A 22,357-nucleotide genomic window follows, 5' to 3' on the forward strand; every position below is an offset into this window, starting at 1 on the left:
TCCAAATTGCCGACAGTCTTGACCGCGACAATCCTCGTTATTCGGTTGTGTTGTTTGTTTCGTCGGTGAAAATAAGCATTTGTCCAAAACCAGCGTTAATAAATATAAAACGAAGTGATTGGCTTGCCCGACATTTGGATTAAAGATTATCTTTGTAATCGTTCGATTCGGTTAGAGGCGAAAATAAGAAACTATCGCAACCCTATCGCAAAAATCCGATTAAATAGTAATAAACACCAATAAATACAGGTAGAATGTCAGACGATAAGAAAGTCATTTTCTCGATGTCAAAGGTTTCCAAAACCTATTCATCAAGTAACAAACAAGTCCTCAAGGACATTTATTTAAGTTTCTTTTACGGCGCGAAAATCGGAATTCTCGGTTTGAACGGATCAGGTAAATCCTCACTTTTGAAGATCATCGCCGGAGAAGACAAGAATTTTCAGGGCGATTTGGTCTTCGCACCGGGTTACACGGTCGGATACCTGGAGCAGGAGCCGAAACTCGACGAAACCAAAACCGTGATCGAAATCGTGCGCGAAGGCGTTTCCGAAACGATGGCGGTACTCGAGGAATTCAATAAGATCAACGACCTGTTCGGTTTGCCCGAAAATTATGAGGACGCCGACAAGATGCAGAAACTCATGGATCGCCAGGCCGAATTGCAGGACAAGATCGATGCGTTGGGCGCGTGGGAAATCGACAACAAGCTAGAAGTCGCGATGGATGCGTTGCGTACTCCGGATCCCGATACGCCGATTTCAGTACTTTCAGGTGGTGAAAAACGCCGAGTCGCCTTGTGCCGATTGCTGCTCAAACAGCCCGATGTCTTGCTTCTCGATGAGCCGACGAACCACTTGGACGCCGAATCGGTGTTGTGGTTGGAACAACATTTACAGCAATATCCCGGAACGATCATCGCCGTAACGCACGACCGTTATTTCCTCGACAATGTAGCCGGATGGATTTTGGAACTCGACCGCGGCGAAGGCATCCCGTGGAAAGGGAACTATTCGTCGTGGCTCGACCAAAAAGCCAAGCGTCTTGAAATGGAAGAGAAGACCGCTTCGAAACGTCGAAAAACTCTCGAACGGGAATTGGATTGGGTACGACAAGGAGCCAAAGGCCGCCAAACCAAGCAGAAAGCGCGTTTGCAGAACTACGACAAACTCTTGAACGAAGACCAGAAAGAACTCGACGAGAAACTCGAGATCTATATCCCGAACGGACCGCGTTTGGGAACGAACGTGATCGAGGCCGAAAAAGTCGCGAAAGCCTTCGGGGAAAAATTATTGTACGACAACTTGAACTTCACGTTGCCGCAAGCGGGAATTGTCGGAGTAATCGGGCCGAACGGTGCCGGAAAGACCACGATCTTCAAAATGATCATGGACGAACTGCAGCCCGATGGCGGGGAATTCAAAGTGGGCGACACCGTGAAAATCGCGTACGTCGACCAATCGCACTCGAACATCGATCCTGAAAGATCGATCTGGGAAAATTTCGCCGACGGACAGGAAATGATCATGATGGGCGGCAGGCAAGTGAATTCGCGCGCATATCTGAGCCGATTCAACTTCGGCGGATCCGACCAGAATAAAAAAGTCTCGATGCTTTCAGGTGGAGAGCGAAACCGCCTGCATTTGGCGATGACGCTAAAAGAAGAAGGCAACGTATTGCTTCTCGATGAACCAACGAACGACCTCGACATCAACACGCTCCGTGCGCTCGAGGAAGGTTTGGAGAATTTTGCGGGTTGTGCCGTGGTAATCTCGCACGACCGCTGGTTCCTGGACAGGGTTTGTACGCATATCCTAGCATTCGAAGGGAATTCCGAGGTGTACTTTTTTGAAGGAAGTTTCTCAGATTACGAAGAGAACAAGAAAAAACGTCTCGGCGGCGACCTAACCCCGAAACGAATAAAATACAGGAAGTTGATTCGAAACTAATTGAAAATGAAATCCCGGAAATTACTCCGGGATTTTTATTTGTGCATTATAAATGTATATTTGGGCATACCAAATCTGCTGAATGCCCATAATTCGAAACATTTTCCTACTGTCAATGATTTTCTCGGCTGTTGTTTGCACTGCCCAAAGCGAGCAATATACCAAGAAGTCGATCGCTGACCTCAATACGAAGGCCGACAAATACCTCGAGGATCTCAACTTCAAGGAATCGCTGAGGCATTCGCGAGAAGCGTTGAAACGCGCGATCGCGATCGACGACGATTATCTCATCGCGTATTCCTATAATACGATTGCGGGCAACTACGACGAACTTTCAGAAAACGACAAGGCCATATATTACTATGACAAAGGCTTATCGTACGCGATGAAAACCGAGAACGACACGCTCAAGAACTGGCTCAACAACAACCTCGGGAACATGTATTTTTTCGAGAAGAAACAGTATGAGAAAGGAATCGCGTATTATCAGACGTCGATAAAGTACAGCGAGAAGATCGCCGACACGTCGCAAATCCTGTTCACGAAATTAAATCTCGCGTGGGCGTATTTCGACATCAAGTTGTACGATAACGGAGGCGTGTATCTCGATTATGTCAACAAACACTTCGACAAGTACGGGCGCACGAACATTGCGGCCGCGCGATTTTTGCTCAACGGCATCTACCAAAGCCATCTGAACAACAACAAATCGGCCGAGGCGTTTTTCAAACAGGCGATGGCCAAGTCGATCGAAACCAACGAGAAACTCGATTTGTCATATACGTATGAAGAATATTCAAAGTTCCTAAGCAAGATCGGCGACCATAAAAATGCGTATCGTTATCTCGAAATGTTCGGCAAGATAAAGGATGAGGTTTACGACGGAGAAAAACTCAAACGGGCCGCGTCGGAAGGCGTGAATCTCGAACTCGACGAATACAAACGAGCCGTGGAGCGCATCGAAGCCGAGAAGGAAGTGCAGGCGCTCAGCTTACGTAAATCCCAAATCATCGTGATTTTGTTCATCGTGAGCCTGCTCGCGCTGTCGTTGCTGACGTATATACTTTACAAGAACATCAACTTCAAGAAACGTATCAACGCCGAATTGATCGCCACGAACGAACAATTGCTCGTCGCGAAGGAAAAGGCCGAAGAAGCCGCGCGTCTCAAGACCCAATTCGTTTCCACGATCAGCCACGAGCTGCGAACACCTTTGTACGGAGTCGTCGGGATTACCGACATGATTTCGGACGAACACAAGGAACTCGCTAACAGCCCGCATCTGAATTCGCTCAAGTTTTCGGCGAAATACCTGTTGTCGCTCGTGAACGACATCCTGCAGATCAATAAGATAGAGGAGAAGCGCGTGATCCTTGAAAGTCATACGTTCAACGTGTCCGACGAATTGCATACGATAAAAGATTCGCTTCAATTCATAGCCAACCGAAACAAGAATCTCATCACGATCGAAATGGACGATGAGATTCCCGAATTTCTCATCGGAGATAAATTAAGGTTGTCGCAAATCTTCATGAATCTGGTCAGCAATGCGTTGAAATTCACGGCCAACGGCGAAATCACGATCAAGGCCGAACGCGTCAAGATCGAGCAGAACAAACACTTCATCAAATTCTGCATCAAGGACAACGGCATCGGGATCGCGCCTGAGGACCAAGAGAAAATCTTCGAGAAATTCGTGCAGATCGAACGCAAGGAAAACGATTATCAGGGAACGGGATTGGGATTGTCGATCGTCAAACGATTGATAGAACTTTTCGACAGCGAAATCCATCTCGAAAGCAAACAGGGCGAAGGAACCGAATTCACTTTCACGATCGCGCTCGAATACAATCCGTCGAAAACGCGCGAGATCATCAACAACATCGAGGTCGATTTGACGTCGGGTTCGGTGCACGAAGTCTTGGTCGTCGAGGACAACAAGATCAACCAAATGGTCACGCGCAAAATCCTCGAAAGCAACAATTTCAAATGTTATGTCGTGGACGACGGTCTGGCCGCGATCGCGTTATTACAGCGCCGCAAGTTCGACATCGTGCTTATGGACATCAACATGCCTGTCATCAACGGATTCGAAACCACAAGACGCATCCGAACTTTCGATACGGAAACCCCGATCGTCGCGCTGACAGCTTTCGACAAGGAAGAAATCAGCGAGGAAGCGATCTCGTCGGGAATGAACGACGTGATCATTAAGCCTTTTGAGCCGGTGAAGTTGTTTCAGATTATTTCGGCACAGATCAACAAGAGTTGATTTGTTTATGCGTTGATTTGTTTATTTGAAGTCGGTCCGTCGCGTTCGGCGTTTGAGTCCGACTGGAATACAATGTCTCAAATAAACAAATCAACAAATCAACGCATCAACAACTAATACCACCGCTTCTTATTCTGCTTCGAACCCGCCGATTTTCGCGAATTGTTAGGCTTTCCACTGCGGTTGTTGTGTTGTTGCACGGGTTGCGTCTCGATTTCTCCGGGCGCTTCGCCTTCCTTCCAAGGATACGGATGTTCTGAGATGATTTTCACATCGACCTTGATGAGTTTCTGTATGTCTTTCCAATACGGCGCTTCGTCGCGGCTGCAGAACGAAATCGCAACACCACCGTTTCCGGCGCGGCCCGTCCTGCCGATTCGGTGCACGTACGTTTCAGGAATATTCGGTAGATCGAAGTTGATCACGTAAGGCAATTGTTCGATGTCGATGCCACGCGCCGCGATATCGGTAGCGACCAAAACCCCGACTTCATTCGCCTTGAACGCCTCGAGTACGCGCTGGCGAGCCGATTGGGATTTGTCCCCGTGGATGGCTTCGGCGGCGACTCCGCGTTTGCGCAAGGCACGGACCACATTGTCGGCTCCGTGTTTGGTCCTTGAAAAAACAAGTACGTGACTGAGATTTTCATTTCGGATCAAATGATACAGCATATTTCGCTTTTCGGTCTTGTCGACGAAGTAGATGCGCTGGTCGACTTTCTCGGCCGTAGATGAAACCGGCGTGACTTGCACGCTTGCGGGATCGGTCAGGAAAAGTTCGGCGAGTTCGCGGATCTGCATCGGCATCGTGGCCGAAAACAGCAACGTCTGGCGGTTGTCGGGCGTAAGTTTCACGATTTTCTTCACGTCGTTGATGAAACCCATGTCGAGCATCTGGTCGGCTTCGTCCAAAACAAGCGTGTGTAAATGGTCAAGGTCGATAAAACCCTGCTTGTGCAAATCGAGCAATCGGCCCGGAGTCGCGATCAAGACGTCGACGCCCTTGCGCAATTGGTCCACTTGCGGGATTTGGGAAACGCCTCCAAAAATCGTGAGTTGGCGGATGTTCGTGTATTTTCCGTACGTGTCGAAACTTTCACCGATCTGGATCGCGAGTTCACGTGTCGGCGTTACGATAAGCGCGCGGATAACCTTGTGGCGCTTCGACGTTCCGATGTTCCGGTGTAAATTATGTATGATCGGAATGGCGAACGCGGCCGTTTTTCCCGTGCCCGTTTGCGCGCAACCGACAATGTCGCGGCCTTCCAATAAAATTGGGATCGCTTGTTCCTGGATGGGCGTGGGAGAAGTATAACCTTCTTCAGACAACGCCTGCAATATGGATTTTGATAAATCTAAGTCTTCGAATTTCATGTGTATGTTCCTGCTTTAGCGCAAGAAGCGGCAAAGATAGTGTTTTAAAATTAGGTGGGTTTTGTGCTGGAAGATTGCCGTTATTGTAATTATTATTATTTATTGAGATCGAACCTTTATTGTCAGCATTTATTCAAAACCTTACGCAATAAAAAGAGTGTCGATAGTCCGAATCATCTCTAAACTACTCTCAACTATCTCAATTGTTTAAAAATACTATTTGGTTCATTCCGCCGATTTGGCTTTAATGAAATCGGTAAGCAGATACCCGATAAGTTTCCCGATCAAATGCTTGTTCTTTTCGTCGCCCAGATCCGGCGCGCCTTCGCAGATGTGCAGATAGGCCGCGTGTTCCTGAGTTGCAAAATAATGCACGAACTGACGCGCCTTCCGAACTGAAAATCCGCTGTACGTCATCGTGCTGCTCGCCACATCGGGAATCGCATCAAGGTCGACCTCGATCCCAAACGTTTCATTGCCGACGAATTCAAGTGCGCGTTCCATTTCTTTGTCGAAGAATTTCTCGGCACGGATCGCGATCTCGTCGTAAGTCGTGTATTGCACGCGTTCATCCAGTTTCTTTATGTTTTGGAGCACGTTCTTCGAGACGTAATTTTCGTGCAACCCGAATATGAAGTATTTTTTGAGGAAGCCTTCTTCGAACGCGTAATGGAACGCGTTGCCGTTGTGTCGGCCTTCGAGAATCCTGAAATCCGATTGGGAATCGAAGTTCACGGCGTTTATCGGCTTTCCTTTTGCGAGCGCGGTTCCTTTTATATTGCCGTAGGCGTTGTTCTGTCCGCCGCCGATGACGATCGGGATTTTGCCCGCCTTGATGATCGAAAACATGATGTGCGAAACTTCCTTGTCGATATCCTGTACGATTTTACTCATCGAAACACGATCTTCGATATCGTTGAAGTCCAGTTTTTCAGCTTTTTGCATTTCGTCCGACAGGTTCAGATGTCCGAGCACAAGAATTCCGTCGCCTTTGCAGAAACGGTTATGTTGGATATTGGCGATGCTTTCGAGCGCATTCTGCCAGGCCGAAGCCGCTCCGGGACGACCTGAATTGGCTCGGATGCCGATGTCTTCGGGAATTCCGAACAATACGAATTCGGCGTCACAATTGGCCATGAACGATAGGGCGTCGGCACTTTTCGGGACGGTCAACATCTTCTCCCCGAAGCGGATTTCGCCGCTGCGATGACGTGTCATTTTTGCCAAATCGCCCGCCCTTAGCGGGATTAGCTTTTCCATGTATTGCAATTTCTTTCAAAAATACTATAATAATATAAACTTTCGTTAATTAGGTTGTCGTGACATATTAATAATTTAAATTTGTTAAAATTTAACATTTAACCCAACTTAAAACCAACACGTTATGGAAAACCAGAACAGCAATTCCAAACTAAAAGCCATCGTGGTGATTCTCGCGATCCTACTCGCCGGAAGTTTGGCCTACATGTATAAAATGAGCAGCGACGCCAAGTCTACACAAACCGTTCTCGTGAAAGAGAAAGACAAAGTGATGGACGATCTTCAGGCATTGAAAGCTACTTATGATACAGCGATTGCCGAAAATACCTCGATGAGTGACGAACTTATCGCCGAAAGGGAAAAAGTCGTAAAACTCATGGAAGAGCTTAAACAATCTAAAGGCGATGTTGCCGCACTTTCGAAATATCGCGACCAATATCGCGCACTTGAAGGCCGCATGAAGTCAGTGATGGTCGAAGTCGAAAACCTCAAGAAGGAAAACGCAGGCCTTGTCGTACAACGTGACAGCGTCCAGAAAGCATTCGGCGAGCAAAAACGTTTCAACGACACATTGGTCGTCCAAAACGAAAATCTTGCCAAGACAGTCGAGAAAGGATCGCAACTCGTCGTGATGAACCTTCGTACGCAAGCCATCAAACAAAGAAGTTCAGGCAAGCAGATCGAAACCGACAAAGCCAGCCGCGCCGACAAATTGAAAGTGTGCTTCAGTATTGCCGAAAACAAAATCGCCAAATCAGGAGATAAAACATACTATGTTCAGGTGATCGACTCGAAAAACAACGTATTGGGCGACAAGCAGACCGAAACCTTCGGAGCCGACACGCTTACCTACAGTTTTACGACGACCGTTTCATACGACAACAAATCGATGGACGTCTGTGAATTCCTTGACGGAAAAGGCAAGGACTTCGAGAAAGGAACATATTTCGTAAACATATTCGACAAAGGAGAACTGGTATCGAAAACATCATTCAGCCTGAGATAAGGAATCTGAAATCTAAAATCAGAAATCCTCAAATATAAAAGCCCGTCCTAACCAGACGGGTTTTTTTATGCGACAGATTGTCCATTTATGATGACCTGATCGATCAGATTGCTCCCGAACCGATACGGAATCTCATAAAACGACGAGATTTCATTTGTGATGATAAGATTTGCTTTCTTGCCGACGGTTATGCTGCCGTGAGTCGCCGATAATCCCATCGCATACGCGCCATTGATCGTGGCCGCGTTTACCGCTTCCTCGGGCGTCATTTTCATCTTGATGCAGGCCGTTGCGACCACGAGATTCATGTTTCCCGATGGCGTCGTTCCCGGATTGAAATCAGAAGCCAACGCCAACGGCAATCCCGCATTTAGCATTTTTCGCGCAGGCGTGTACGGAATGCTGATGAAATACGAGCACAGCGGCAAGGCGACAGGCATGGTTCGCGTGTTTTTAAGGACTTCGATATCGTCGTCGGTCACGATTTCAAGATGGTCGACTGAAAGCGCATCGTGTTTTACACAAGCTGCAATTCCACCGATCGCGTTGAATTGGTTCACGTGGATTTTTGGCGTCAATCCGTATTTTTTTCCTGCTTCCATAACGCGCTCGGTCTGTTCCACCGAAAAATAACCGGTTTCACAAAACGCGTCGATGTAGCAGGCGAGGCTGTCTTTTGCGATTTCGGGCAGCATCTCGTTGACGATCAAGTCGACGTACAAATCGGGATTCGATTTATATTCGGACGGAAACGCGTGAGCGCCGAGGAATGTCGCCTTGATCGCAACGGGATAATTTTCGTTTAGCTTTCTAATCACGCGCATCATCTTGAGTTCGCCTTCGACCGTTAATCCGTAACCTGATTTGATTTCGACCGCGCCCGTTCCTTGTTTGATTACTTCTTCGAGACGCAGTTTGGATTGTTCGTATAAATCTTCCTCAGACGTTTCGTTGAGCTTTTTCGCCGAATTCAAAATGCCGCCACCGCGATTCGCGATTTCCTCGTAGCTCAATCCGTTGATGCGGTCGACGAATTCCTGGGTTCGATTCCCCGCGTATACGATATGCGTATGGCTGTCGCACCAGGCGGGAAGGACGGTTTTTCCGGTCGCGTCGATGATTTTCGCGTCGGGATAATCTGGAAGGTTTTCCATGTTTCCGAAGGCCGCGATGGTTTCATCCTCGATTAGCAGCCATGCGTCTGAAATCGACGGAAGTTCGGCCATTTCCAATCCGGAGACTTTCTCGACCGATGCGTCTCGAATCTGGAGAAGTTGTTTGATATTGACAAGTAAGGTTTGCAAGCCGCTGTTTTTTTAGCCGAAATTCGCGAATTCGCGGCTGGTTTATGTATCGGAACCCGAAGTTTATTTCGGGGAGAAATCTGCGTTCAAAAGTAATCCCTAAACTTAAAAACTCCTATCTTTAATTCAAATTATTCCCGTGAGACGCATCAAATACAAGAAAGTCCGTAAAGTCCAACCCAATTTCTATGAATATACGGGCACGTACAAAACCGATCCCGTCGACATGCAATTGTTCGTGTACAACGCTGAAGGTTATGAAGAATACAAAAACGTAACACCGATGCGCATCGGTAAGGAATTGACCGACCTGGACCAGGAACACGACGTAAAATGGCTCAACATCCACGGGTTGCACAACATCGAACTGATCAGGGAAATAGGGGAAATGCTCGACATAGAACCCGCGATCGTGGGCGATGTGCTAAACGTGACGAAGCGCGCCCGCATGGAAGAAATGGACAATGTGCTTTTCTTCAGCATCAAATCCATCTTGCCCGATGAGGCGACTCAAACCTTGCGCGTCGAGCAGATCAGCTTTCTGCTGAAGGGAAATCTGTTGGTGTCGTTCCAGGAAAAACGCAGTGATTTTTTTGCACATTTGCGCGAAAGGATCCGCACGGGCGGCGGAGTCGTGAGGAAACGCAAAAACGACTACCTGTTGTATTTGTTGCTCGATGCGATCATGGAGAATTTCTACATCACGATCGAAGGTTTCGAGGACCAGATCGAAAAAATCATCGTCGAGGCGAAAGTGAATCACCGCGCTGTCGTCTTGGAACGCATCGAGAAAATCCGCGAAAACCTGCACTTCGTGAAACGCTCGGTCGTGCCGTTGCGCGATTCGTTGTACAACATCAAAAGTATAAAGGACGACAACGACTACGACGGAATCGAGAAACAGAACTACACGTTTTTCGCACGTCTTCACCAAAAATGCCTCGAGATTTTGGAGCAGATCGATTACGACATGAATTCGCTCGAAAGCGCGTCGAGCATCTTTTATTCTTCTCAGGCGCAGCGCATGAACCAGATTATGAAAACGCTCACGATCTTTTCAGTGATCTTCATGCCGCTCACGTTCATCGTTGGCGTGTACGGAATGAATTTCGACAACATGCCCGAACTGCGCACCCAAAACGGCTATTATTACGTTTGGGGTTTTATGATCGTAACCGTCGTGGCGATGGTGATTTACTTCCGACGCAAAAAGTGGTTCTAATTCTTGACGAGATATTCGGTCAGGACCAAACCAGAGTCGTATTTGGTGACGTCCTTGAGTTCGAGTTCGATTTCGCCCGATTCCTCGAAGAACTTGAGTCCGTTTCCTAAAATTATCGGGCAGGTCCTCAAATGGATTTCGTCAACCAATCCCGCATCGAGAAAGGTTCGTGCAAGCGACAGGCTTCCCCAGAGGATCATGTTTTTGCCGGGTTCGCTTTTGAGTTTGCGCATTTGTTCGATCGCGTCGCCGCTTATGATTTCCGCGGGTTCGAATTTTCCCCATTCGGCGCTTTCAAGCGAATTTGAAAACACGATTTTCCTGGTTTCGTTAATGGGTTCGGTCATTATTTCTTCGTTCGGATCGGAAGCCGGCCAAAATTCCACGAAAATCCTGTACGTATTTGCGCCAAGCACGATCGTGTCGGTGGTTTTCATGAATTCTATCATTTCCTCATCGACCTCATTTCCCCATTTTCTACTCCCGAAAAAATCCGTCGAGCCGTTCGATTCAGCCGCATAACCCTCGAGCGACAGCCATTCTTCAATTATTAATTTTCTCATCTTACCCGAATTTTACCCGAATTTCTCTAAAATCTCAAATCTCAAATCTCACATCTCAAATCTCAAATCTCAAATCTCACATCTCAAATCTCAAATCTAAAATCTAAAATCAATTAATCGGCGTATACTTATCCACCCAATCCGTACTCTTAATCGCCGTCACCTTATTATCCTTATTCATGATCACACGCAATTCCTTGTTCGCGATCTTCTTCGAATAATCGGCTTTGTAACGATAGACGTTCGTGTCGTCCTTTTTGTTGTGTACGATTTCGACGAGGTTCAAGTCTTGAAAATCCCCGTATTTCAAACGGAATTTCAGACATGTTTTCGTGATTTTTGATTCCGACGTATTTGCGATTACATTCGGGGTCGCCTCACTCGAGTTGAACGGCTTGAATCGCGATGTGTTGCACGCATTGAGTACGCGTTTCCCGAAGTCGTAGGCGCGTTTCATCTGCGTCTGGTCAGCATCGGCGATCGGGATGCGCGCGTCGGTGACCACTTCATTCTTCGGTTTCGTAGGCGCTTTCGTCGTTGCTTTCTGCTTTGATTTACACGACGCCATCAAAGCGACGAGGCTGAGTATGATTGCGAATTTTTTCATGTGTTTGTGTGTTGTATTTTCAATAAAAGATTAGGGTCGGGGCAATTCCGGAGATAGAAATCACGATCGGATTCGCTGCAGACACCGGGATAATCACCGAAGTTGTCTTCAATATCGATGATGATCTGGAAATGCAAATGTGGCGGATAATCGCCGTTCACCGATGCATCGCCCAATTCCCCGATCTCAGCTCCTTTCTTAAAGGAATCGCCGATCTCGATATCTTCGATGCTTTCCACCGACAAATGGCCGTAAAGCGTGTAAAACGTATTTCCTTCGATATGGTGTTTCAAGATAATCGTCGGTCCATAATTCCCTTTCCCGACATTGAAATCGAAGCCGTGAACCGTTCCGTCAAGTGCCGCGAGGACAGGTGTTTCGGCTTCTGTCCAAATGTCGAGACCGATGTGGATGTCGCGTTCTTCCTCGACATCGTCTTGGAACAAATCACTGCGTTTGTACAACTTGCGCTTTTCATTGTAGCCGCCGAAAGCCGCAAGCGCATCCGATTCTGTGAGAAAATCATTCACGTAATTACCGAATTCGTCGGAATCCGAAACCAAATCCTCAGAAATCGCCTTGTTATTTTCAGACAAGTCCAAAGGAACGTATTTGCCGTACGGAATGTTTTTGTCGATCACGAACACGTCGCGCTGCGCTTTCAAGATATCGGTCAGTCCCATTGAGAATCTTCGTTTATGAGTTCGTGGTTGATACAGATTCCGGCCGTGTTTCCTGCGGCGATCGATCTTGCGAGTGAACGCATCGCCATCGTGTTGTCGCCCGCCGCGAAGACGCCTTTCACGTTCGTGCGTTGTGAATGATCGACGACCAAAAAACCGTGATCGTCAAGCTCGCAGCCCATGTCGATTGGGATCATCGTGCTTTGTCGGACGCCGGCACGTGCGTAGATCGCGTCGAAATCCTCGGAATCTCCGTCGGCAAAAACGACTTTCGTGACTTGTCCGCCATCGTGCAAAATTTCAGCGATTGCCTTTGGGAAAACGGGAATTTCCTTGTTCTTGAGCTTTTTAAGTTCGTCGAACGTAAACGGTTCGTTGTCGTTCGTAAGCAAAGAAATCGATTTGCTCCAATTGCGCATGAGCCGCGACATTTCAAAACCCGCTTCGCCGTGCGCATAAATCCCGATCTTTTGATCCTTGATCTCGTACGCGTGGCAGTATGGGCAATGGATGACGGTTTTGCCCCAGCACGCGCTGAATCCGGGAATGTCGGGAATGATGTCGGTGATTCCCGTGGCAAGCAAGATCTTTTTGGCCAAAAACGAAAGTCCCGCGTCTGTCGTGACCTGGAATTCGTTGTCGTAGCCCGAAACTGCCGTCGCATGCCCAACTAGATACGTGACTGAATGGTATTTCAGCACTTGCTCTCGCGCTTTTTCAGCGATTACGGCAGGCGATTCCCCGTCGAACCCGATCAAATTGTGCGAGTAGGGCGAATTCCGATTGCAAGGCGTGCCCGAATCGATCAACAAAACCGATCGAAGCGAACGTCCAAGCGTCATCGCAGCCGAAAGACCCGCGTAACTCCCGCCGATTATAATTACTTCGTATGCCGTAGTTTCTTCCATTTAATGTCGTGGATATTGGCTTATAAAGTTATTTGTTAAAACGGATTCGACGCGCGGTTTCAATGAACTTTACTATTTTTTTAACGGATTATTTAACGTTGATTTTCGGTCGCGGCGGAGGCGGAGGCAATTCACCCGGTCTTGGCGGCGGAGGCGGAGCGGGAACGTTGATTTCGACTTTGTCGTCACCGCTTTTTATCGTCACGTCTTTCTCAGGCGGCGGCGGTGGCGGCGGAACATCTACTGTAACAGTGTCCGGATCGATCGGTTCGCCCGGTGCAGCGGGATCGTTTTTCTTGCATGAGGCGAGGCTTATCAGCAGCGCGCCCATTATTAGGAGTGATTTTTTCATGGGATTATTGTACTTCGACTTTCGCCTTTTCGTCTTTTACTTCAACTTTGGTTCCTCCAGCAGGATTTTTCGTGTCGACTTTCACGCCGTCCGAACCGACTTCAACCGATGTTCCCGTCGTGTCCTGGGCAGGCGTTTCAACCGCAGGCGGCGGCGTTTCTACCGTACTGGCTTCAGTCGTGGTTTCGGTGGTCGTGGTTTTCTTTTCGCACGAGGCGAAAGCGAATGCAGCGATTGCCGCAAGATAGAATGGTGTTGCTTTCATGATCTGATTTATTTAATGATTAGTGTCGATGAATTTCGACAGATAAATCCGAATTACAATGAAAGTCTTAAAACCATGTAAAAGATAAACGTAACCATAAAAAATCCTGCCAAATCAATGGCAGGATATTATTCTGAAATCTAAAATCTAGAATTAATATAACGTCGGAAACTTCGCTGGATCGTTTTCATTGAACATCGCGTAAATTTTCTCGTAAATATCCTCAGCCGACGGTTTTGAGAAATAATCGCCATCGGTTCCATACGCCGGACGGTGTGCTTTCGCTGCCAACGTCTGTGGCTTGCTGTCAAGATAGTCGTAGGCACTTTGCTCGTCGATAATCTGCTGTAGAATGTAGGCCGAAGCGCCGCCCGGAACGTCCTCGTCGATCACCAAAAGACGGTTCGTCTTCGCGACACTTTTCACGATGTCATGATTTAAGTCGAACGGCAAAAGAGATTGAATGTCAATGATTTCACATTCGATCCCGACTTCCTGCAATTCCTTTGCGGCCTGTTCCACCAATCGCAGCGTCGATCCGTACGAAACGACCGTTATATCACTTCCTTCACGTATCGTTTCCACGACTCCGACCGGTGTCCTAAACTCGGCCAAATTGCTCGGCATTTTCTCTTTGAGGCGGTATCCGTTCAAACATTCCACGATCAGTGCAGGTTCATCGGCTTCCATAAGTGTGTTGTAAAAACCGGCGGCCTTGGTCATATTTCTCGGAACCAGAACGTGGATGCCGCGGATCGCGTTGATGATCATTCCCATCGGAGAACCCGAATGCCAGATTCCTTCGAGCCTGTGACCGCGTGTCCTGATGATAAGCGGTGCTTTTTGGCGGCCTTTCGTACGGTATTGCAACGTCGCAAGATCGTCGCTCATGATTTGGATCGCGTACAATAAATAGTCGAGATATTGGATTTCGGCGATCGGACGCAAACCGCGCATCGCCATTCCGATTCCTTGTCCGAGAATCGTCGCCTCACGGATTCCCGCATCTGAAACGCGATATTCGCCGTACTTTTCCTGCATGCCTTCGAGACCTTGGTTCACGTCGCCGATATTTCCCGAATCTTCGCCGAAAACCAACGCGTTCGGATATTTCGTGAACAACGCGTCGAAGTTGTCGCGCAACACCAAACGTGCGTCGGCGTCTTCGGCATCGTCGTCATACGTCGGATTTACTTCGGCGATCGATGCGGCATTCCGGTTCGATTCCGAGAAAAGATGCGAACTGAAATGCGGTTGTATTTTTTCCTTGTACGATTCGATCCAGTCGGCCAACTGCAGGCGCAACGCATTTTCAGGCAGAAGCATGCGCAGCACTTTGCGGGCCGTGACCAAAATGTCTTTTCGGATCGGTTCTTTTATGGTCGATAAATCGGACGCGTGTTTTTGGATGAAGACTTTGTTCGCGCTTTGTTCGGCGAGCGAATTCAGCAAATCCACAAGCTCCGACTGCTCGTTTTTGATCGGGTCGAGATACGCGCTCCAAGCGGCTTTCTTGCCTTCAAGCGCGAGTTTTTTGGCTTCGGCTTCGACCGCATCGAGTTCGTCGGACGTCGCCAAATTATACGAAAGCATCCATTCGCGCATCTTTTTGATACAATCGAAATCGCTTTCCCATTGCAAACGGTTCGAATCTTTGTAACGTTCGTGCGATCCTGAGGTCGAGTGGCCTTGCGGTTGCGTGACCTCGGTGACGTGGATCATCACGGGAACGTGTTCGGCGCGTGCGATTTTGGCGGCTTTCTCGTAGGTCGCGATCAATTCGGCGTAATCCCAACCTTTGGCGCGCATGACTTCGTAGCCTTTCGAATGCTCGTCGCGTTGTAGTCCTTTCAGTATTTCCGAGATATTTTCTTTCGTCGTTTGGTGTTTCGCGTGAACCGAGATTCCATATTCGTCGTCCCAGATTGAAATTACCATCGGCACTTGCAACACACCGGCTGCGTTGATGGTTTCAAAGAACAAACCTTCAGATGTGCTCGCGTTTCCGATCGTTCCCCAGGCGATTTCATTTCCGAGTATCGAAAAATTCGTCGCGCCCGAGATATTCTGCACATGGCGATACACTTTTGACGCCTGAGCCAATCCGAGCAAACGCGGCATTTGGCCTGCCGTAGGCGAGATGTCGGCGCTTGAATTTTTTTGGACGGTGAGGTTTTTCCACGATCCGTCGGCATTCAAGCTGTGCGTTGCGAAATGCCCGCCCATTTGGCGTCCGGCGCTCATGGGTTCCTGTTCGATGTCGGTGTGGCCGTAAAGCCCTGCGAAAAATTGTTGCACCGATAATTGACCGATCGCCATCATGAACGTCTGGTCGCGATAGTAACCCGAACGGAAATCGCCGTTCTTGAACGATTTTGCCATAGCGAGCTGCGGCACTTCTTTCCCGTCCCCGAAAATTCCGAACTTCGCTTTGCCCGTCAATACTTCCCGTCGGCCCAGCAAACTGCACTCGCGGCTGATCACGGCAATGCGATAGTCGTTGTTCACTTCGTTCTTGAAATCTTCGAAAGATAATGCGGGAGCGGTTTCGGCTTGGTTCATGTGTGAAAATCGGTTTGGAACAAATGTAAGAAAATCAGCGTTTACAATTCGTGCCGGCTTTTAACTTTTCGCAGTCAAAATAGGTTTTTTGACGATTATTTTGCGATATGTGAATTTTTAGGAATGAGATATGAGTTTTTAGTCGTGAGATTTGAGATTTGATTCGTCGCTTCCAAAAAACGACAAGCGGTCATTCTCCCGCACTCAAAACTCATATCTCAAAACTCAACACTAAAAAGTCAAAACCACTTCCTCGTAAACAAATTCACCAACGTCTTCGGATCAATCGTTACGATAAACCGAATCTTTTCCCCGTAATTCGGTTGCGCGATTTCCCATCCGAGATTCGAATACACGGGGAAATACAACTCGAAGTAATCGGTGACGAGATTGAGTCGGACGCCACTGTCATAGACGAATTCAGGATTGAACGTCTTACTTTTCACGAAACCGGCGTCTCCATACAACTCGATCCAATTCCAGACGTTGAAACTCGCGTTCACGGTCGTGATCCATTGGTTGGCGAACTGCTGCTCAAGTTTTGATTTGAAGCCGCCTTCTGACAAGATCAACTGCTGACTGAACAATCCGCTACTTTCGGAACGTCCGTAGTAATTGTAATCGAACAGGTAATCGGTAGGTCGGTCGAGCGCGAAACTGAAGAAATCGTTCGACGTTTTGTTGTATAAAAATGCTCCCGCGTAAAACCTAACATTGATTTGCCGGTTATTTTCGAACAAACGTCGATATTCGAATTCGACTGCGGTTTTCCCGAATTTACCCGCGAATTGCACATCGGTCGTGAAGTTGACCGTGTTCGTGACCTCGGATCTCGAATTCCCATATCGGATGTTGAACACCGAATAGTTCTGGTTCTCATCGGGATTGTCCAAAACGAGTTCCGACGCTTCGCGGTGCACGACCACGTTTCGAAAAATGATGATCTCCTTGCGGTTGTCGCGGAAGTTATTGTCGCGAATCCGCATCTGTATCATCGGATTTATCTTGTAATAGGCCGCGTCAGGCGCGTAATGGAAATAGTTTCCGCTAAGCGAATAGCGCATGTTGTACAATTCGCTGTTTCTGAAATTTTGGTTAAACGCGATCGCGCCGCTTCCCGTGAGCGAATTTGTTTTGGTCGACCAGATCGGGTTTAAGTCGAACGTAAGCGGTTTGTCGAGCAGCGTTTTGTTGAACAGTCGCATGCCGACCATCAAGCCGTCGTATAAGTTATAGTTGGCTGTCGGAACATACAAGATTTGGTTGTAATACGGATCTTCGAGGTCTTTGAGGAAATTGAATTTGATCGGTCGGTTGCTGATCTTAAAGCCTTTGAGCGATTTCCAGTTGTTGCGCAGGTTGTATTCGGGAACTTCGTTCTTGTAGTTGATCACGATCTTGTCGGCGTCTTTGCGTTCGAACGTGAATGTGCTGTCGTTCCTGACATTTTCGATCCATTCCTTCCACAAGACCTGTCCTTTCTTGACGCCGTAAACCGGAATCGGCACCGTTGTTCCCGTGCGGTTTCGCATCGTCACGGTAACCGAATCCTTGTCGCGTTCAAGGTCGACGAACTTATAATCGATGATGTCGCGCGAATTGATGATCGTCTCGAAAAACCAATCGATGTTCTTGTAAGCACGCGTCTTCAACAAGAATTCGAAATCGGTCTGGTCGGTTTGGTATTTGGTCGCGAGCGCGTAAAAATCCTTGATCGTCGTCGGGACGACATCGCGCTCGAGGAAATTATCGAGGTAACGCATGCTAAGTCCCGCGCGGTATTTCCCGGCGATCTGTTCGTTGAACTTGATGAGCTTGTTCTTGTCGTAACCGATCGGCTGGTCGAGATTCCGCCTCGCCATGAGCATGTAAAAATAACTGTATTGCTCGTTGAAATCGAGGTTGACCAAGTGATAACCTTTGAGAATTTTGAGGGACGAGACGCTTCCCATCATCTTCGCGCCCGGATATTGCTCGTCGATGTATTTCATCATCACGTAAATCTGCATGCCGTCGTACACCCAGTTGTCGCGGCGCGGGTCGAGGCGCATGCTCGCGAGCAAATAATTGTGCAGATACGTCTTGAGGAATTTGATCTCGTACAGGTACGAATCGGGAAACGGGCTGATGAAACTCGGCAATTGGTTGAGGCCGTAAAACGGATTCTTCGAATAATCGGCTTCCGAAACCGTAATCTTCTTGTACGGATAAGCGCCGATGTTCTCGTTCACGAACTTTACGATGCGATCCACGATCACGGCCTTTTGGATGTCGGTGACTTTCTTGCCTTCGATGCCGTTCTCGACTTCGACGATGTCGTTCCTGAAACTGTGGAAATCCAGCTTGGGCGCAATGTAAAGGCTGAACGTATGTCGGTTCTGGCCTGAAAACACATATTTCGAACCGCTGATTTCCTTCACCGACGATTTGCTGTCGAGATCTGACACGACATCCATTTTTCCAGGAGTCGAAATCTCGATCTCAAAATCGCTCAAACCATTCGCAATGTCGTCGAGGTTTCCGTTGCTGTAGCGCACGAACGCGTGATCTTCATATCGTGCCGGCGTGACGAACCAATCGCGAAGATTATAGCTTCCGTCATTCGAATAACCCGATTTCGTGAATTTATTGATCGGGATTTTGCTCGTATACAAAAGCTTGAGCGTGATTTTTTCGCCCGGAGCGACTTTTTGCCGCAGGTAAATCTCGATCAGATCGGGATGTTTGTCGGGTCGGAACCACGAGAGTTGGTTGCCCGACGCGTCGTCGATCGACATGTCTTTCGTAGCGCCTCGTTCGTAATCCTTTGCGAGATGGAAACTGCGCACGAATTCGTCTGAAAACCGCTTGGCCAAAGGCGTCGACTTACTCGAGAACGCGTGGTTCCAATCGTTCAGGATAATGGTAGTAATCGTATCGGGCGTCTGGTTGTAGAACGTAAGTTCCTGGGAAATCGAAAGTGTTTTTTTCTCGTCGTCGAGCGCAGCCGAAATTCGGGAACTATGCTGGCCAATAGCCGCGATCGGCAGCCATAGCAAAACGGCGATACTATATCGGAAGAGGTTCAATTGGAGTGATTCGATTTCTTAGCAAGCATTATAACGTCGGGGAAAGATACATATTGTTTTGAGATATGAGTCTTGAGTTTTTAGTAATGAGTAATGAGTCTTGAGTAATGGGTACTGAGATCAGACTTACGTATTCCGCCCAAACGCGGATTTAAAAAAATGGCCGCCCACTCAGGCAGCCACTATCTCAATACTCAAATCTCATAACTCAAAACTAACTACTAAAAATTCGGACTAAGCGTATACTTCTTATAAAACTTATCCAAAACCTCCACGACTTCATCTTCCGTATCCACGATTCGCACAAGGTCAAGATCGCCGGGACTTACCGTGGCGTGTTGTTCGACCAAAACGGCCTTGACCCATTCGAACAAGCCTTTCCAGAATTCGCGTCCGACCAAAATAATCGGAAACTTCGCGATTTTCTTCGTCTGTATCAACGTGATCGCCTCGAACATTTCATCGAGCGTGCCGAAACCTCCGGGCATGACTACGAATCCTTGGGAGTACTTGACGAACATGACTTTTCGGACGAAGAAATAATCGAAATTCAAATTCTTGTCGCGGTCGATATACGGGTTGAAATGTTGCTCGAACGGCAATTCGATGTTGAGTCCGACCGATGTTCCGCCACCCAAGTGAGCGCCTTTGTTCCCGGCTTCCATGATTCCGGGACCGCCGCCCGTGATCACGCCATATCCGGCTTTGCTGATCTTGAACGCGATTTTTTCGGCGAGCAGGTAAAAAGCGTCTTCGGGTTTCGTGCGCGCCGACCCGAAGATCGATACGCAAGGCCCGATCCGGCCCATGGTTTCATATCCGTTTACGAATTCGGCCATGATCTTGAAGATCGCCCAGGAATCGTTGGAACGGATCTCGCTCCAGGTTTTTTGTTTCAATCGATCGCTGATGATGCGGTCTTCCTCGTTCTCAAAATCTTCTAAACGCATTTGTATTCGCTGATTTGGTTATCGCCTGATTGCCCGATCGCGTGCGCCTTCTCGAAAAAAACAAGCGCGCTAAAGTACGCTGAAATTTGCAAATTGCCAAAAAAGCATGTAAGCCTCGCCTGAAATACTGTAACAACGCAAATGCGGTTTTTATTATCTTGTGCCGCTCAAGCACACCAATACATATGATTACGCCCGAACTGGATTTGATTGAAAATAGTCGCATGGACGAACTTCGGGAACTCGATATCCTCGATTCACTTACTGAAAAAGATTACGACGACATAACGAAACTCGCCTCGATCATATGCGAAACGCCGGTTGCGCTGATCAGTTTCGTCGATACGCAGCGACAGTGGTTCAAATCGACAATAGGCGTCGACGGTTTGACCGAAACGCCTCGCGAATATTCGTTTTGTTCGATCGCCATCCAAAATCCGACCGAAACTCTGATCGTCGAGGATTCGCGACTCGATCACCGATTCATGCACAATCCGCTCGTGACGGGCGAAACCGGAATCGTGTTTTACGCAGGCGTGCCGCTCGTGACCCAAAACGGATTCGGGCTTGGCAGTGTTTGCGTGATCGACAAAAAACCGCGAACGTTGACGTCGGGACAGATCGACGGGCTCCAAATTTTGGCGACACAGATCATGAACCTGCTCGAACTCCGGAGGGCGAATCTGGGACTGAAGCGAGCCGAAGAAACGCTCGACCGAAGCCTGACCGACCGGACCCGCGAACTCGCCGAGAAAAACCTCGTCCTCGAGAAAATGAATTCGGAACTCCAGGCGTTCACGTACATTTCGAGCCACGATTTGCAGGAACCGCTTCGGAAAATCCAAACGTTCACGTCCTGGATCATTGAAAAAGATTCCAAGAATCTGACAGAGAAAGGGCAGGAGTATCTTTTCAAGATCGGACAATCGTCATCGCGAATGAGCACGTTGATCAGCGATTTGCTCAACTATTCGCGTGCAACGACCACCGAACGCGTGTTCGAGACGATTTCACTCAGGAAGATCGTCGATCATGTGAAAGAAGATCTCGAGGACGAAATAACCAACAAAAATGCGACGATCGAGTTGCTGCGTGATAGCGAAATGCGCATTATTCCGTTTCAATTCCGACAACTTATCTATAATCTCGTGTCGAATTCGCTTAAGTTTTCACGGCCTGAAGTCGATCCGACAATTACCATATCATCCGAATTCAAGTCGGGAAAAATTTTCAACGACGACAGGTTGACGCCTGAAAAAATGTACCACCGCATTTCCATTTCCGACAACGGCATCGGTTTCGACAGCAAATACAGCGAGAAGATTTTCCAATTGTTCCAACGCCTCGGAACGCGCCAGGTCCAGATCGGAACGGGAATCGGACTGGCGATCGTCAAGAAAATCGTCGAAAACCACAAAGGCCTGATCGTGGCCGAAAGCGGCGAACTCGAGGGCGCGACATTTCACGTCTACATTCCCGAACACATCGAACAATAAATAATGGAAACAGAAAACTACTCAAAACTGCAAAACACGGCGCGGATCATATTGGGCGTAATGATGGTCATCGCCGGAACTTCGCATCTCACTTTCGCACGGATCGAGTTTCAGGCGCAAGTCCCGAATTGGGTTCCGATGGACACCGATCTGGTCGTCCTGCTATCGGGAATCGCCGAAATCGCGTTCGGGCTTTCATTGATTTTCGTCAAAAAATACCGCAAACAAATCGGATGGTTCGGAGCCGCGTTATTCGTCGCCGTCTTTCCCGGAAACATTGCGCAATACTTGAATCAGTACGACGCTTTCGGCTTAAATTCAGATAGTTTGCGATTCGCGAGATTGTTTTTTCAACCTGTTTTGATTCTGTGGGTTTTGTGGTCGACGGGAGCGTGGCCCAGGAAGATGTGAGATATGAGTTATTAGATATGAGTATTGAGTATTGAGACGTCTCAATACTCAATACTCAATACTCAATACTCAATACTCAATACTCAATACTCAATATTCAATATTC

The 22,357-nt window shown here is 48.0% G+C and carries 18 protein-coding genes; 6 read left to right on the forward strand and 12 right to left on the reverse strand.

What is annotated here, in order from left to right:
- Nucleotides 1-254: 254 nt before the first annotated feature.
- A complete protein-coding gene (gene ettA, locus EOO50_RS01920) occupies nucleotides 255-1,949 on the forward strand; it encodes an energy-dependent translational throttle protein EttA (protein WP_290837349.1) in 1,695 nt (564 codons plus the stop codon).
- Nucleotides 1,950-2,031: 82 nt separating this feature from the next.
- Nucleotides 2,032-4,221 (forward strand): ATP-binding protein, encoded by a 2,190-nt coding sequence (locus tag EOO50_RS01925; protein ID WP_290837351.1) that lies wholly within the window; start codon nucleotides 2,032-2,034, stop codon nucleotides 4,219-4,221.
- Between the two features lie 113 nt (nucleotides 4,222-4,334).
- Here the strand turns inward: EOO50_RS01925 and EOO50_RS01930 are convergent, their stop codons facing one another.
- Together EOO50_RS01930 and EOO50_RS01935 are read right to left on the reverse strand one after the other, a co-directional pair.
- On the reverse strand, nucleotides 4,335-5,594 hold the full coding sequence (locus EOO50_RS01930) for a DEAD/DEAH box helicase (RefSeq protein ID WP_290837353.1): 1,260 nt from the start codon (nucleotides 5,592-5,594) through the stop codon (nucleotides 4,335-4,337).
- Nucleotides 5,595-5,819: 225 nt separating this feature from the next.
- Nucleotides 5,820-6,854, reverse strand: coding sequence for a formimidoylglutamase (locus EOO50_RS01935; RefSeq protein WP_290837355.1), 1,035 nt, complete (start codon nucleotides 6,852-6,854; stop codon nucleotides 5,820-5,822).
- Between the two features lie 124 nt (nucleotides 6,855-6,978).
- Here EOO50_RS01935 and EOO50_RS01940 point away from each other — a divergent pair, with 124 nt between their 5' ends.
- Complete coding sequence (locus EOO50_RS01940) at nucleotides 6,979-7,860, forward strand: hypothetical protein (protein ID WP_290837357.1); 882 nt, start codon at nucleotides 6,979-6,981, stop codon at nucleotides 7,858-7,860.
- A gap of 65 nt (nucleotides 7,861-7,925) precedes the next feature.
- Here the strand turns inward: EOO50_RS01940 and hutI are convergent, their stop codons facing one another.
- A complete protein-coding gene (hutI, locus tag EOO50_RS01945; protein WP_290837359.1) occupies nucleotides 7,926-9,164 on the reverse strand; it encodes an imidazolonepropionase in 1,239 nt (412 codons plus the stop codon).
- A 139-nt stretch (nucleotides 9,165-9,303) separates the two neighbouring features.
- Between hutI and corA the strand changes: the two genes are divergently transcribed.
- On the forward strand, nucleotides 9,304-10,386 hold the full coding sequence (gene corA, locus EOO50_RS01950; protein ID WP_290837361.1) for a magnesium/cobalt transporter CorA: 1,083 nt from the start codon (nucleotides 9,304-9,306) through the stop codon (nucleotides 10,384-10,386).
- On the opposite strand, the gene EOO50_RS01955 is transcribed toward corA, so the two are convergent.
- The 9 genes from EOO50_RS01955 to EOO50_RS01995 all read right to left on the reverse strand — a co-directional run bounded on the left by EOO50_RS01955 (nucleotide 10,383) and on the right by EOO50_RS01995 (nucleotide 20,344).
- Complete coding sequence (locus EOO50_RS01955) at nucleotides 10,383-10,949, reverse strand: dihydrofolate reductase family protein (RefSeq protein WP_290837363.1); 567 nt, start codon at nucleotides 10,947-10,949, stop codon at nucleotides 10,383-10,385. The genes corA and EOO50_RS01955 overlap by 4 nt on opposite strands.
- 109 nt (nucleotides 10,950-11,058) lie before the next feature.
- A complete protein-coding gene (locus tag EOO50_RS01960) occupies nucleotides 11,059-11,556 on the reverse strand; it encodes a hypothetical protein (RefSeq protein WP_290837365.1) in 498 nt (165 codons plus the stop codon).
- Complete coding sequence (locus EOO50_RS01965) at nucleotides 11,553-12,239, reverse strand: peptidoglycan DD-metalloendopeptidase family protein (RefSeq protein ID WP_290837367.1); 687 nt, start codon at nucleotides 12,237-12,239, stop codon at nucleotides 11,553-11,555. The genes EOO50_RS01960 and EOO50_RS01965 overlap by 4 nt, the downstream gene beginning before the upstream one ends.
- Entirely contained in the window at nucleotides 12,230-13,147 is a 918-nt protein-coding gene (locus EOO50_RS01970; protein WP_290837369.1) for an NAD(P)/FAD-dependent oxidoreductase, read from the reverse strand. The genes EOO50_RS01965 and EOO50_RS01970 overlap by 10 nt, the downstream gene beginning before the upstream one ends.
- 88 nt (nucleotides 13,148-13,235) lie before the next feature.
- Entirely contained in the window at nucleotides 13,236-13,499 is a 264-nt protein-coding gene (locus EOO50_RS01975; protein ID WP_290837371.1) for a hypothetical protein, read from the reverse strand.
- Nucleotides 13,500-13,503: 4 nt separating this feature from the next.
- Nucleotides 13,504-13,764 (reverse strand): hypothetical protein, encoded by a 261-nt coding sequence (locus tag EOO50_RS01980; protein ID WP_290837373.1) that lies wholly within the window; start codon nucleotides 13,762-13,764, stop codon nucleotides 13,504-13,506.
- Between the two features lie 153 nt (nucleotides 13,765-13,917).
- The gene (locus tag EOO50_RS01985; RefSeq protein ID WP_290837375.1) at nucleotides 13,918-16,326 is read right to left on the reverse strand and encodes an alpha-ketoacid dehydrogenase subunit alpha/beta; all 2,409 of its coding nucleotides are present in this window, start codon (nucleotides 16,324-16,326) and stop codon (nucleotides 13,918-13,920) included.
- A 239-nt stretch (nucleotides 16,327-16,565) separates the two neighbouring features.
- Nucleotides 16,566-19,394, reverse strand: coding sequence for an aminopeptidase (locus EOO50_RS01990; protein WP_363331695.1), 2,829 nt, complete (start codon nucleotides 19,392-19,394; stop codon nucleotides 16,566-16,568).
- A 221-nt stretch (nucleotides 19,395-19,615) separates the two neighbouring features.
- On the reverse strand, nucleotides 19,616-20,344 hold the full coding sequence (locus EOO50_RS01995) for a TIGR00730 family Rossman fold protein (RefSeq protein WP_290837377.1): 729 nt from the start codon (nucleotides 20,342-20,344) through the stop codon (nucleotides 19,616-19,618).
- A gap of 185 nt (nucleotides 20,345-20,529) precedes the next feature.
- Here EOO50_RS01995 and EOO50_RS02000 point away from each other — a divergent pair, with 185 nt between their 5' ends.
- Together EOO50_RS02000 and EOO50_RS02005 are read left to right on the forward strand one after the other, a co-directional pair.
- Nucleotides 20,530-21,840: an ATP-binding protein gene (locus EOO50_RS02000; RefSeq protein ID WP_290837379.1), complete on the forward strand. Its 1,311-nt coding sequence runs from the start codon at nucleotides 20,530-20,532 to the stop codon at nucleotides 21,838-21,840.
- A gap of 3 nt (nucleotides 21,841-21,843) precedes the next feature.
- Complete coding sequence (locus tag EOO50_RS02005) at nucleotides 21,844-22,251, forward strand: DoxX family membrane protein (protein WP_290837381.1); 408 nt, start codon at nucleotides 21,844-21,846, stop codon at nucleotides 22,249-22,251.
- The last annotated feature ends 106 nt before the right edge of the window (nucleotides 22,252-22,357 follow it).

It is taken from the genome of Flavobacterium sp., assembly GCF_004211145.1.
Classification (GTDB): Bacteria; Bacteroidota; Bacteroidia; order Flavobacteriales; family Flavobacteriaceae; genus Flavobacterium.